Origin of the sequence: Aquabacterium soli, from assembly GCF_003933735.1 — a bacterium.
GTDB classification, from domain to species: domain Bacteria; phylum Pseudomonadota; class Gammaproteobacteria; order Burkholderiales; family Burkholderiaceae_C; genus Aquabacterium; species Aquabacterium soli.
The window spans coordinates 217,861-229,988 of record NZ_RSED01000004.1; the positions used below are offsets into that span (position 1 = coordinate 217,861).

The 12,128-nt window shown below is 67.5% G+C and carries 11 protein-coding genes; 4 read left to right on the plus strand and 7 right to left on the minus strand.

Going from position 1 to position 12,128, the window contains the following annotated elements; all coding sequences use genetic code 11:
- The first annotated feature begins 6 nt into the window (after window positions 1–6).
- Both EIP75_RS06630 and EIP75_RS06635 read left to right on the plus strand, forming a co-directional pair.
- A complete protein-coding gene (locus EIP75_RS06630) occupies window positions 7–861 on the plus strand; it encodes an exosortase-dependent surface protein XDP2 (protein WP_125242446.1) in 855 nt (284 codons plus the stop codon).
- Between the two features lie 62 nt (window positions 862–923).
- The gene (locus EIP75_RS06635; protein WP_125242447.1) at window positions 924–1,340 is read left to right on the plus strand and encodes a c-type cytochrome; all 417 of its coding nucleotides are present in this window, start codon (window positions 924–926) and stop codon (window positions 1,338–1,340) included.
- A gap of 25 nt (window positions 1,341–1,365) precedes the next feature.
- On the opposite strand, the gene EIP75_RS06640 is transcribed toward EIP75_RS06635, so the two are convergent.
- Window positions 1,366–1,965, minus strand: a complete 600-nt coding sequence (locus EIP75_RS06640; RefSeq protein WP_125242448.1) for a hypothetical protein — start codon at window positions 1,963–1,965, stop codon at window positions 1,366–1,368.
- 199 nt (window positions 1,966–2,164) lie between these two features.
- Between EIP75_RS06640 and gshA the strand changes: the two genes are divergently transcribed.
- Window positions 2,165–3,685: a glutamate--cysteine ligase gene (gene gshA / locus EIP75_RS06645; protein WP_274379802.1), complete on the plus strand. Its 1,521-nt coding sequence runs from the start codon at window positions 2,165–2,167 to the stop codon at window positions 3,683–3,685.
- Between the two features lie 5 nt (window positions 3,686–3,690).
- Here gshA and EIP75_RS06650 read toward each other — a convergent pair whose 3' ends face one another.
- The 4 genes from EIP75_RS06650 to EIP75_RS06665 form a co-directional block, all read right to left on the minus strand.
- Complete coding sequence (locus EIP75_RS06650; RefSeq protein WP_125242450.1) at window positions 3,691–3,924, minus strand: hypothetical protein; 234 nt, start codon at window positions 3,922–3,924, stop codon at window positions 3,691–3,693.
- Complete coding sequence (gene eutC / locus EIP75_RS06655) at window positions 3,911–4,855, minus strand: ethanolamine ammonia-lyase subunit EutC (protein WP_125242451.1); 945 nt, start codon at window positions 4,853–4,855, stop codon at window positions 3,911–3,913. Before eutC ends, EIP75_RS06650 begins: the two co-directional genes overlap by 14 nt.
- A gap of 3 nt (window positions 4,856–4,858) precedes the next feature.
- Window positions 4,859–6,256 carry an ethanolamine ammonia-lyase subunit EutB gene (locus tag EIP75_RS06660; protein WP_125242452.1) on the minus strand — a complete coding sequence of 466 codons (1,398 nt, stop codon included), beginning with the start codon at window positions 6,254–6,256 and terminating at the stop codon, window positions 4,859–4,861.
- A gap of 154 nt (window positions 6,257–6,410) precedes the next feature.
- The gene (locus tag EIP75_RS06665) at window positions 6,411–7,730 is read right to left on the minus strand and encodes a replication-associated recombination protein A (RefSeq protein WP_233584729.1); all 1,320 of its coding nucleotides are present in this window, start codon (window positions 7,728–7,730) and stop codon (window positions 6,411–6,413) included.
- Window positions 7,731–8,696: 966 nt separating this feature from the next.
- Between EIP75_RS06665 and EIP75_RS06670 the strand changes: the two genes are divergently transcribed.
- Window positions 8,697–10,559 (plus strand): DEAD/DEAH box helicase, encoded by a 1,863-nt coding sequence (locus EIP75_RS06670; RefSeq protein WP_233584730.1) that lies wholly within the window; start codon window positions 8,697–8,699, stop codon window positions 10,557–10,559.
- 81 nt (window positions 10,560–10,640) lie between these two features.
- Here EIP75_RS06670 and lolA read toward each other — a convergent pair whose 3' ends face one another.
- Complete coding sequence (gene lolA, locus EIP75_RS06675) at window positions 10,641–11,357, minus strand: outer membrane lipoprotein periplasmic chaperone LolA (protein ID WP_125242455.1); 717 nt, start codon at window positions 11,355–11,357, stop codon at window positions 10,641–10,643.
- 109 nt (window positions 11,358–11,466) lie between these two features.
- On the minus strand, window positions 11,467–12,066 hold the full coding sequence (locus EIP75_RS06680; protein WP_158622761.1) for a PA14 domain-containing protein: 600 nt from the start codon (window positions 12,064–12,066) through the stop codon (window positions 11,467–11,469).
- Window positions 12,067–12,128: the final 62 nt, after the last annotated feature.

Genomic DNA, 12,128 nt, shown 5'->3' on the forward strand with positions numbered 1-12,128 from the left:
TGAACCATGCAAATGTCCGCCCTTGTCAGCCGTCTCGCCCCTGTGGCCCTGGCCGCCGCCGCACTGGCCTCGGTGTGCGCGCCCGCCCAGGCCGCCGTGGGTTTCACTGCCTTCGCGTTCGAGTCGGCCGTGTCCACCAGCGGCGCCTTCGGTGGCGTCAACGGCATCTATGGCAACGGCGATGTGCGCCTGGACAGTGTCAGCTTCAACGGCCTGACGCTGAACCAGTCCGGCCTGCAGACCACGGCCAGCACCAGCATCGTGCTGGACGACGGCATCGACGTGACCCGTGGCGGGCACAACCTGGCGGCAGGCCGCGGCATCAACAGCGCTGCCGACAGCTGGGTGAACGAAGGGCCCGCCACCATCACGCCCACCGGCGCCGACCTGCAGGGCGCGCTGGCCAACTACAACCTCAGCAGCATCATCGTCACGCGGGAGGCCCCCGGCCTGGCCATCGTGGACGTGAGCTTCGCCAACCCGACCAACACCTTCTTCCTGTGGGAGCGCGGCGCGAACAGCGACCTGCTGGTGCAGGCCCTGGACGACAACGGCGGCGTGATCGGCAGCTACACCGTGCTGCGCCAGACCTATGCCAACACCGGGATCGTCATCACCACCGACAACGGCAGCTTCCTGAACAACGGCCAGGCGCTGGGTTCCATCGGCTTTCAGACGGACACCGCTGTGAGTCGACTGCGCCTGGCCAGTTTCAGCACCGACACGCTGAACTACAACGGTCCGGACTACAAGATCCTGGCCACAGCGCAACCGGTGCCCGAGCCAACGACCTGGGCCTTGCTGCTGGGCGGCCTGGGCGTGGTGGGCCTGCTGGGCAAGCGGCGCCGAGTGCTGGGCTGACCCACAGCCCGGGCTGGTCGCACCGCACACCTTGCGGGGCGGCAAGCCGCGACAATGGCGCCATGGACACACTGAAGTTCGTGGCGCTTTCCTGTCTGGCCTGGGCCTGCGGGAGCAGCGCTGTGGCCGCCCCCCAGGGCGACGCAGAAGCAGGCAGGGTGGCGTTCGCCGCGGCCTGCGCCCGATGCCACCAGGTCGGCCCCTCCGCGCGCGCCGGCTTCGGGCCTCAGCTCAACGGCATCGTGGGGCGGCGTGCCGGTGCCACAACCGACCACCGCTACTCTGCCGCGCTGAAGAACTCGAAGATCGTCTGGACAGAGCAGTCCCTTTCCAGGTTCATCAAGGACCCCGAAGGCACCGTACCGGGCACAAGCATGCGTTTTTTCGGCCTGGGCTATACCGACCGCAAGGTGACGGATCTGGTGGCCTACCTGCGGACCTACCCGCCCCTTCAAGGCCGGGCGAAGCAGCAGCCCTGAGGCTTTCGGCCACCGACAGACAGGATCAGGCCAGGGCGGCCACGTTCTGACACCAGGTGTGTGAGTTGGACACCTCGATGCCCACCATGGCGTCATGCCACTGCTCGCGCTGCACGGTGTGCCATGCGCGGCCCAGGCGCACCGGGCCCTGGCCATCCATCAGCACCACCATCGAGCCGTCGATCAAGGGTGCGGTCAGTGCCTGGAACCCCTGCGTCCGGATCAGCCCGGCCACCTGGTTTTGGTCCAGCCCCGCCAGCATGTCCCGCAGCATCCGCGCCAGCTCGGCCGTGTCGCTGATGGCGGTGTTGTGCGGTGCCAGGTGGGCGATGCTGCCGTTGTGCATCAACAGCAGCCCCGGGTGGACCACGAAAGGATGGGCCATGTCGTGGTTGACATCCCCGTGGGTGGCCCGGCGCAGGTGCAGGTAGACCTCGGTGTCCAGCGGCAAGCGGGCGTTGTGGTCCAGCATGTCCTGCAGGCGCAGCCCACGCTCCCAAACCACCCTGCCCTGGGCCTTGTCCTGGTAGAACCAACCCCAGCCGTGGTGGTTGTGCTGCCAGGCGTTCTCCAGAAAGTCAGCCGCGATGCGGCGTCCGGGTGGCTTCTTGATGATCAAACACATGGGTTGAGTTTGGCGGACAACGGGTGAGGGCCATATCGGCCTGAACTGAACCAAACCTTAGTCTGTTTGCCGTTTATCGCAAGAAACATTCCATCAGACGGATATGCGACACCCGCATGTCGACCCCGCCTTCTGCAAACTTGTCGCATCTCTGATATGTTCGCGCCTCCACACCGAAGAGGCTCCGAGGAGAGCGCACTTGACCAGCTTGAACGAACGATTGCGCGCCCTGTCGGCCCAGCAGATCCAGGGCATGCGCCGCGGGATCGAAAAAGAAAGCCTGCGCACCACGGCTGGCGGTGAGCTGGCCCTGACGCCCCATCCCCGTGCGCTGGGCTCGGCCCTCGCCAACCCGCACATCACGACCGACTTCAGCGAATCGCAGGTGGAACTGGTCACCGGCGTGCACGCCAACGTGCAGGATTGCCTGGACGAACTGACCCGGATCCACCAGTTCGTCTACCGCGCCATCGGTGATGAGCAACTGTGGGTCAGCAGCATGCCGTGCGATCTGCCGGATGACGCGCAGATCCCGATCGGGCAGTACGGCACCTCCAACGTCGGCCAGGCCAAGCGCGTCTACCGCATGGGGCTGGCCAACCGCTATGGCCCGCGCATGCAGACCATCTCGGGCATCCACTACAACTGGTCCATGCCGGGCTTGTCCAACGACGACTACTTCGGCTTGATCCGCAACTTCCGGCGCCAGTCTTTCGTGCTGCTGCTGCTGTTCGGGGCATCGCCTGCCGTCACGTCCGATTTTGTCAAGGGCCAACCGCACGGCTTGCAGCCCCTGGGCGAGCACACCCTGTACCTGCCGCATGCCACCTCGCTGCGCATGGGCAGACTGGGCTACCAGAGCGATGCGCAGAGTGCGCTGGCCGTGAGCTACAACAGCCTCAAGGGCTATGCCGCCTCGCTGCAGGACGCCCTGACACGCCCGTACCCGGCCTACGAGGCCATGGGCGTGCACGACGCACAAGGCGGCTACAAACAGCTGTCGACATCGCTGCTTCAGATCGAGAACGAGTTCTACAGCACCATCCGCCCCAAACGGGTGATCTTCCCGGGCGAGCGCCCGCTGCATGCCCTGCGCGAGCGCGGCGTGGAGTACGTCGAGGTTCGCTGCATGGACCTCAACCCCTTCCTGCCCGTGGGCATCGACGCATCCACGGCGCGGATGCTGGACATCTTCCTGCTGCACTGCCTGCTGTCGGACAGTCCGCCAGACACGCCGCAGGAGATCGCGGCCCTGGCAGTCAACCAGCAACGCACGGCGGCGAAAGGCCGCGAGCCCGGCCTACACCTCGAGCGCGACGGGCAACCCGTGCTGCTGATGGACTGGGCCCGGGAGGTGCTGAACGCCTGCGGCACGATCGCGGACAGGCTGGACGCCGAACTGGGCGGCCATGAACACCGCACGGCCTGGCAGGCGGCCCTGGCCGCCCTGAACGATCCGTCAACCCTGCCCTCGGCTGCCGTGGTCGAAGCGATGTCGACCGATGCGGCCGATGGCGGGCACGCCCGCTTCGGCCTCCAACGGTCGGCCCAGGCGCGCGAAGCCCTGCTGGCGCTTGAGATGCCAGACGATGTGCAGCGTGGGTTCGAGCAGCAGGCGGCCCAATCGATGGACGAGCAGTCGGCCATCGAGTCCGCCGACGTGCTGGCGTTCGAGGCCTTCCGCCAGGATTACATGGCGGCGTCGCACCTGGTGGTGTGATGGCCTCAGCAGCGGCCTGAGCGGCGGCTGCGCGGCTGCGACTTGTCCAGCTCGGTCAACTGCTGCTTGAGCAGGATGAGCAGCGTGCGCGCATCGTCCACCGGGATGGACAGGCTGCTGGTGGGCTGCTCGTCGCGGGCTGACCTGGGCTGCACCAGGATGTCGACACCGATCTCGATCAAGCCCCTGTCGTGCTTCACCGACTTCAGGCGCTGCAGTTCGATGTCATAGGTCTTCATTCGTGGTCTCCGGCGGAAAGTCAATGCCGGATTGTCGGTCGGAATGAGGTTCGCACTCACCCGGCAGCACGGGCAGCAAGAAAGACGACGCGCCTCCACCCACCTGCGCCGCAGCGGGCACGGCCTCGTCCTTCAAGGCCACACCACTCAGCTCCAGCCGCCGGGCCTGCTCCATCAACCAGCACAGCTTGTCCGCGGCATCGGCCAGGCCCAGCCCCGCCGGCCGCACATTGGAGATGCAGTTGCGGCCGGCATCGCTCAAGCCCACGCGGGGCATCCAGGTCAGGTACAGGCCCATGCTGTCGGGCGAACTCAAGCCCGGCCGTTCGCCGATCATGATGACCACCAGACGCGCGCCCAGCAGTTCGCCGACCTCATCGGCCACGGCCACACGGCCTTGCTCCACCAGGGTCAAGGGGGCCAGGCGCCAGCCCCCGGCCTCAAGGCGGGGCAGGACGGCCTGCAGGAACGGTAGCGCATGGCTGCCAATGGCCAGGGCCGACAGCCCATCGGCCACCACGAAGGCCACGTCATGCGGCCGGCCATCCCGCCCAGACTGGCGCTGCAGCAGGGCTTCGCGCGAGGCCGCATCCAGGCGGCGCCCCAGGTCGGGCCGCTGCAGGTAGGTGTCGCGGTCGGGTGCGGCGCTGTGCAGGCGCATACACCCCAGGCCCAGCGTCTGCAGGGCGGCCTGGAGGGCCTGGGCATCGAGGGCCAGGTGCACGGCATCGCGCGCCTGCGCATGCGCCAGTTGGAAGGCCAGCTGCGGCTGCGTGGGCTGGCTCACACCCGCCCGACCCAGCGCAATGCGCGCGCCGGTGAAGCGCCGCAGCAGTGTCCAGGGGTTGGACACGACACCCCCCGCATCCGATGCACCCACCGCAGGCTCGGCGGGCTCGGCAGGCTCGGCTTCAGGCAGGCAATCGCTCATCGCTCACACCCCGGCCAGCGCCGGCCTGAACAGCGGCGGCAGCCCGTCATGCAGCGCGAAGCCCTCGGCCCTGTGGCTGGCAATCTGTGCCTGCGCCAGCCAGGCTTCGAACTCCGGCGCAGGCCGCAGGCCCAGCACACGGCGCACATACAGCGCGTCGTGGAACGAGGTGGTCTGGTAGTTCAGCATGATGTCGTCGGCACCCGGCACGCCCATCACGAAGGTGCAGCCGGCCGTGCCCAGCAAGGTCAGCAGCGTGTCCATGTCGTTCTGGTCGGCTTCGGCGTGGTTGGTGTAGCAGACATCGCAGCCCATGGGCAAGCCCATCAGCTTGGCGCAGAAGTGATCTTCCAGGCCCGCGCGGATGATCTGCTTGCCGTCGTACAGGTACTCCGGCCCGATGAAGCCCACCACCGAGTTCACCAGCAGCGGCTTGAAGGCGCGGGCCACGGCGTAGGCGCGCGCCTCGCAGGTCTGCTGGTCGACGCCGTGGTGGCCATTGGCCGACAGCGCGCTGCCCTGCCCTGTCTCGAAATACATCACGTTGCCGCCCACCGTGCCGCGCTGGAGCGACAGCGCTGCCTCGCGCGCTTCGGCCAGCAGCGCCAGGCTGATGCCGAAGCTCTGGTTGGTGGCCTCGGTGCCGCCGATGGACTGGAACACCAGGTCGATCGGGGCGCCACGCTCGATGGCCGCCAGCGTGTTGGTCACGTGGGTGAGCACGCACGATTGCGTGGGGATGGCGTAGCGCTCGATCACCTCGGCCAGCATGCCCACCAGCCGGATCACCTGCGGCACGTTGTCCGTGGCCGGGTTGATGCCGATCACGGCGTCGCCACTGCCGTAGAGCAGCCCGTCGAGCAGGCTGGCGGCGATGCCGCTGGCGTCGTCGGTCGGGTGGTTGGGCTGCAGGCGCGTCGACAAGCGACCCGGCAGGCCGATGGTGTTGCGAAAGGCCGACCGCACCTCGCACTTGCGGGCCACCAGGATCAGGTCCTGATGCCGCATCAGCTTGCTCACCGCAGCGGCCATCTCGGGCGTGATGCCCGGTGCCACGGCGGTCAGCCTGGTCGCGTCGGTGTCGTCGGCCAGCAGCCAGTTGCGGAAATCGCCCACGGTGAGGTGCGCGATCGGCGCGAAGGCCTGGGCATCGTGCGTGTCGATGATCAGGCGCGTGACCTCGTCCTCTTCGTAGGGGATCAGGGCCTCGTTCAAGAACGTGCGCAGCGGCAGCTCGGCCAGGGCCATCTGCGCCACCACGCGCTCCTGTGCCGTGTGCGCCGCAAGGCCGGCCAGTGCGTCACCCGAGCGCGCGGGCGTGGCCTTGGCCATCAGGTCCTTCAGGTCGCGAAAGCTGTGCGTGTGCACGCCGGCGCGGTGGGTGTATGCGGGCTGGGTCATGGGCGGTCGAGCGGGCACCTCATCAGATTCGGCCAGGCAGCAGAGAAAACGTCCCCAGCCTGCCACTGACTTGCGGCGCCTGCAAGCAATGAGGATGCCCGGGCCGCGGGCAAGGCTTCGCACTCAGCGCACCACTCACCCAACCAGCCCGGGCTCAGCCCTCGTCTACATCGTCTGCTGGGGGCGCCTGTCCGCCACCGCGCAACTGCGCCAGACGCTCGCCGATCCTGATCTCCAGCCCACGCGGCACCGGCTTGTAGAAGGCCTGCGGCTGCATGCCGTCCGGAAAGTACTGCTCGCCCTTGGCCACCGCGCCAGGCTCGTCATGCGCATAGCGGTAGTTGGCGCCGTGGCCCAGCTCCTTCATCAGCTTGGTGGGTGCATTGCGCAGGTGCATGGGCACCGGGCGGCTCTGGTCCTTGGCCACCCAGGCGCGCGCGGCCTTGTAGGCCACGTAGGCTGCATTGCTCTTGGGCGCCATGGCCAGGTAGATCACGCACTGGGCCAGCGTCAGCTCGCCCTCGGGGCTGCCCAGGCGCTCGTAGGTGTCAGCGGCATCGAGCGCCATGCGCAGAGCACGAGGGTCGGCCAGGCCGATGTCTTCGCTGGCCATGCGCACCAGGCGCCGCACGATGTAGCGCGGGTCCACGCCGCCATCGAGCATGCGCACGAACCAGTACAGGGCTGCATCCGGATCCGAGCCGCGCACGGATTTGTGCAGGGCCGAGATGGTGTCGTAGAACTGGTCGCCGCCCTTGTCGTAGCGGCGCAGCTGCTCGCCCAGCGAACGCTCCAGCGCGGTCTCGTCGATCTCGGCCGTGCCGCGCAGCAGCCCGGCCAGCGTCTCGTAGGTGTTGAGCAGGCGTCGCGCATCGCCATCGGCATAGGCGATCAGGCGTTCGGCCGCGGCCTTCGTGAGCGCAGGGCCTTGCAGTGCGGCCTGTCCGCGCTGCAGCAACTCGCGCATGGCGGCCTCGTCCATCGAGCGCAGCACGTGCACGGTGGCCCGCGACAGCAGTGCCGCATTCACCTCGAACGACGGGTTCTCAGTGGTGGCGCCGATGAAGGTGAACAGGCCCGATTCCACGTGCGGCAGGAAGGCATCCTGCTGGCCCTTGTTGAAGCGGTGCACCTCGTCGACGAACACGATGGTTCGGCGGCCACGCTGCTGTGCCATCTGCGCCAGATCCACCGCCTCGCGGATGTCCTTCACGCCGCCCAGCACCGCCGAGATGGTGACAAACTCGGCATCCACCGCGCCGGCCATCAGCCGCGCCAGCGTGGTCTTGCCCACGCCAGGCGGCCCCCACAGGATCATGGAATGCGGCTGGCCGGAACCGAAGGCCACGCGCAAGGACTGGCCTGCCCCGAGCAGATGCTCCTGCCCGACGACCTCGTCCAGCGTCTGCGGCCTCAGGCGCTCGGCCAGCGGTGCATGGGCGGCCGGGGCCTTGCGGCTGGCGCGTTTGGGCAAATCGCCCGCGTTGCCGGCATGGCGGGGTGCGCCCCCCTCGTCACCTGGGGGATCCAGGGGCAAATCTAGGCTTTCCTGCATACCCTCATTGTCGCAGCCCTCTCATGCCCCCAGACAAACCCTTGGATACCCCCCGCCCGCCGTCCAGTTCATCACGTTTACCCCCTATTGCACACGATTTGATCGGCGCATGCTGAACGCTTCTTCCACCCCTGCACAGAGGTTTCGTCATGCTGACCATTGGTATCCTTTGCCTTGTCGCCGTGCCCGCTCTGCTGTTCCTTGGCGTTCGCGGCCTCCGCACAGCCAACGATGTGTCGATGAAGCGGTCTGAATGAATGAGCGAGGGGCCGCCCCTCGCCTCCCAAAGGGCTGTGAACCCTGAGGGGGTGGACAACTCCGTGAAAACCCGCCATAATGGCGTTCTTCGCTTGTTATGAAGCGGATGCAAGTTCATCCCCTCTGACCTTTTTCAAGCCGGGTTGCACCGTCGGGTGCCAACCAACTAACGTGTCTTGAGTTCCGGTTGGCGGCGATGCCGTCGCTCTAACCGACTCACCGTGGCCCCTCAGCGCCGAGCGCGCCTGTCACGAAGTACGGACACGATCCCACAGCGACTTTACCTGGGCCTTGTGCTGGCAACGAGCCACACCGGGCTCTGCGGCTTTGGCCTTTTCGCGATGCCCACCGAGGCGTCGACAGGCCTGCGCCGCGCTTTGCCTTGGCTTGAAAGAATCCATGAACAACGATCACGACAACATCGACAACACCACGCCGGCGCCCGACGCTGCGCCCGTCATCGACGAGCACACCGCATCGCAGCTCGACGCCCTGAGCCGCCGCCTGGAAGCTGAAGCCCGTGCCGATGCCGCCTTCGACGGCGACGACCAGCTGGACGACGAAGAAGCAGCGCCCGCAGTCATTGATGACGGCGGCGCCCGCTTCGCCGACCTGGGCCTGAGCCCCATGCTGGTCCAGGCCCTGACCGACTCCGGCTACACCAGCCCCACCGACGTGCAAGTGCGCGCCATCCCGGCCGCCCTGGAAGGCAAGGACCTGCGCGTCGCCTCCAACACCGGCAGCGGCAAGACCGCCGCTTTCATGTTGCCCGCCCTGGAGCGCATCGTCGCTGCCCGTGGCGACAGCAACCGCCGCGAAAAGGGCAAGGTGCATGGTCCCCGCGTGCTGGTGCTGGCCCCGACCCGTGAGCTGGCCCTGCAAGTGGCCAAGGCTGCATCCACCTATGGCCGCCACATGCAAGGCCTGCGCGTGGCCACCGTGGTGGGCGGCGTGCCTTACGGCTACCAGCTCAAGGCCCTGCGCGGCCCGCTGGATGTGCTGATCGCCACCCCCGGCCGCCTGCTGGACCACCTCAACAGCGGCGCTGCCGTGCTGAGCAACCTTGAAACGCTGGTGCTCGACGAAGCCGACCGCATGCTGGACATGGGCTTCATCGAAGACATCGAGACCATCGCCCAGCACACCCCCGAGAACCGCCAGACGCTGATGTTCAGCGCCACCTTCGCGGGCCACGTGGGCAAGCTGGCCGAGCGCCTGACGCGCAACGCGCTGAACATCGAAGTGGCATCGCACACCGACAGCCACGACAACATCGAGCAGCGCCTGCACCTGGCCGACACGCTGGCCCACAAGAACGACCTGCTGGACCACCTGCTGACCACGAAGGAAGTGGACCAGGCCGTGGTGTTCACCAGCACCCAGCGCGACGCCGACATCCTGGCCGACCGCCTGGCCGACATGGGCCACGCCGTGGCCGCGCTGCACGGCGGCATGCCGCAAGGCCGCCGCAACCGCGTGCTGCAAGGTCTGCGCATGGGCGAGCTGCGCGTGCTGGTGGCCACCGACGTGGCCGCCCGCGGCATCGACGTGCCCACGATCACCCACGTGATCAACTACGGCATGCCCATGAAGCCGGAAGACTACGTTCACCGCATCGGCCGCACGGGCCGTGCCGGTCGCAGTGGCCTGGCCGTGACGCTGGCCGAGCGCCGCGACATCCCGATGGTGCGCCGCATCGAGCGCTTCACCACGCAACGCATCCCTGAAGCCGTGATCGCGGGCCTGGAGCCCAAGACCAAGATGCAGGCCGATCATCGCGGCGCGCCCCCGCGCGGCGGCAAGAAGCCCATGCCCGGTCAACGCCACCGCGATGACCGCGGCTTCGGCGGCGCTCCGCGCGGCGGCTATGGTGACCGTGGCGGCTTCGGCGGCGGCAACGACCGTGGTTTCCAGGACCGCGGTGAGCGCGGCTTCCAGGACCGTGGCGACCGCGGTGGTTTCGGTGGCGGCCCGCGTGCCGGTGGTTTCGGCAAGCCCGACCACCATGACCCACGCTTCCGCCCCGGCGAAGGTGGTGATCGTCCGCAAGGCGAGCGCTCCTTTGGTGACCGTCCTTTCGGCGACCGCCCGCAGCGTGACAACCGCGAAGCCCGTCCGTTCGGCGACAAGCCCTTCGGTGACCGCAAGCCCTTCGGCGACAAGCCGTTTGGCGGCAAGCCGGCAGGTGCCGGCAAGCCCTACGCCGGCAAGTCCTTCAGCGGCGACCGCAAGCCCTTCGGCGACAAGCCGTTTGGCGGCAAGCCGGCAGGTGCCGGCAAGCCCTACGCCGGCAAGTCCTTCAGCGGCGACCGCAAGCCCTTCGGCGACAAGCCGTTTGGCGGCAAGCCGGCAGGTGCCGGCAAGCCCTACGCCGGCAAGTCCTTCAGCGGCGACCGCAAGCCCTTCGGCGACAAGCCCGGCTTCAAGTCGGGTGGCCCGAAGCCCGGCTTCGGCGGCAAGCGCCCCGGCTTCGGCAAGCGCGAAGGCTGATTGATCGCCTGATGGTTCAGGCGCCGGGCCGGGAGCAACCCGGCTGGCGCCTGCTTCAAGCCAGCCCGCAGTCCGAGCGACTCAAGGCTGCTTGAGCACATCCGCCCCTGCCGGGGGCGTGAACTGAAAGCGCGAAGGGGGCAAGGCCGCCTTCGTGTCGAAACGGGTGAAGTCCAGTCGCGACTTCTGCCCGAAGCTGTCGAGCACTTCCAGGGCCACCAAGGTGCCCCCTGTGAAGCCGACACGCACCGATTGGAACTGCCCCTCCTTGACGCGGGGCAAGGCTTCGGCCCATTCGATCAAACCTGCCGCCTGCGTTGTCGCCGGGGTCGCGGACGCCGCACCCTGTGATCCCGTGGGTGGCACGGCTTTGAGCACGAAATCCTTTTCCAGAGACGATCCTGACAGCAGGGCCGCCGGCGTGGCGCCCAGGGCCTGGCTCATGGGCCGCTCCGTCACCTGGTTCAGGTCGGCGTCGTACAGCCACACCTTCTGGCCATCGCCCACGATCAACTGCTCCATGGGCTTGTCGTAAGCAAAGCGGAAACGGTTGGGACGCTGGAATTCGAGCGTGCCGGTCGAGGTACGCGCCTTCTTGCCATCGGGCGAGGTGACCGTCTGCTTGAAGCTGGCCTGGCCGCTCTGCACGTCTTTCACGAAGGCACGCAAGGAGGCCACGGCATCGGCCTGCGCGGGTGAAGCCCACAAGGCAGACATGCAAGCGGCCAGCAAGGCCGCTCGTGGCAAGGTGGACAGCGTCGTCGTGACGGCGGGAACGGTGTGCCTGGACTGCGTCATCGGATCAGGGTCTCCTGAGGGAATGGAGATCCGATTGTTCCATGGGTTCCCGGGCCCGCTGGCGGCTCAGGGCTGCATGACCCTGCCGCCTTGTCATGGCCCCGCCGCGTCAGGCCTTGCGACGGCGGGACGCCGATCCACCCGCCACGGCCAGGCCCGCCAGTGCCAGGGCGAAGGCGCCTGGCTCGGGCACGGCGGTCACCAGCACGCTCGCCGGCACGATGGACCAGTCTGCATCGCCCGGCTTCTTCCATTGGAAGATGATGCCGTCGTAGGTGTAGTTCTCATAGAAACGCACATCGAGCGCATGCGCTCCTGCCGTGAGCGTGGCGCTGCCCAGGCCTTCGCCGTACCACTGGACACCAGGGTTGTTGACCACCGACAGGCCGTCGATGAACACCTGCACACCGTCATCCGACACTGTGCGGAACTGGTAAGTGCCAGCCTCGGGTGCCAGCAGGTAGCCGGCCCAGGTCACTGTGTAGAGCTCATCGACGCCCAGCGGGTTCCAGCGGTACCCGAGCGTGCCGTCCCAGTGATCGATCTGTGGGTCGATGAAGCTGCCCACATGCGTCAGGCCTGAGGTGGAGATATTGCCGCTGCCGTCCAGTTGCCAGCTGTTGTAGACGTCGGCCTGAAGATCGGCCCAGGCGCTGCCACCCACCATCGATACCGTCAGGCCAAGCGCGGCCAGCCAGGATGCTTTCATGCCCGTTCTCCTTGTTTGGACTTGACGGCATCCTAGGGTTGCCCCCGAGGGCGCGGCCATCC

What these genes read in the sequence shown, in the direction of transcription:
- EIP75_RS06635 (WP_125242447.1), top strand. Translation starts at nt 924, where the DNA reads ATGGACACACTGAAGTTCGTGGCGCTTTCCTGTCTGGCCTGGGCCTGC.
- EIP75_RS06650 (WP_125242450.1), bottom strand. Translation starts at nt 3,924, where the DNA reads ATGAAGACCTATGACATCGAACTGCAGCGCCTGAAGTCGGTGAAGCAC.
- EIP75_RS06660 (WP_125242452.1), bottom strand. Translation starts at nt 6,256, where the DNA reads ATGACCCAGCCCGCATACACCCACCGCGCCGGCGTGCACACGCACAGC.
- lolA (WP_125242455.1), bottom strand. Translation starts at nt 11,357, where the DNA reads ATGACGCAGTCCAGGCACACCGTTCCCGCCGTCACGACGACGCTGTCC.
- eutC (WP_125242451.1), bottom strand. Translation starts at nt 4,855, where the DNA reads ATGAGCGATTGCCTGCCTGAAGCCGAGCCTGCCGAGCCCGCCGAGCCT.
- EIP75_RS06670 (WP_233584730.1), top strand. Translation starts at nt 8,697, where the DNA reads ATGCTGGTCCAGGCCCTGACCGACTCCGGCTACACCAGCCCCACCGAC.
- EIP75_RS06680 (WP_158622761.1), bottom strand. Translation starts at nt 12,066, where the DNA reads ATGAAAGCATCCTGGCTGGCCGCGCTTGGCCTGACGGTATCGATGGTG.
- EIP75_RS06630 (WP_125242446.1), top strand. Translation starts at nt 7, where the DNA reads ATGCAAATGTCCGCCCTTGTCAGCCGTCTCGCCCCTGTGGCCCTGGCC.
- EIP75_RS06640 (WP_125242448.1), bottom strand. Translation starts at nt 1,965, where the DNA reads ATGTGTTTGATCATCAAGAAGCCACCCGGACGCCGCATCGCGGCTGAC.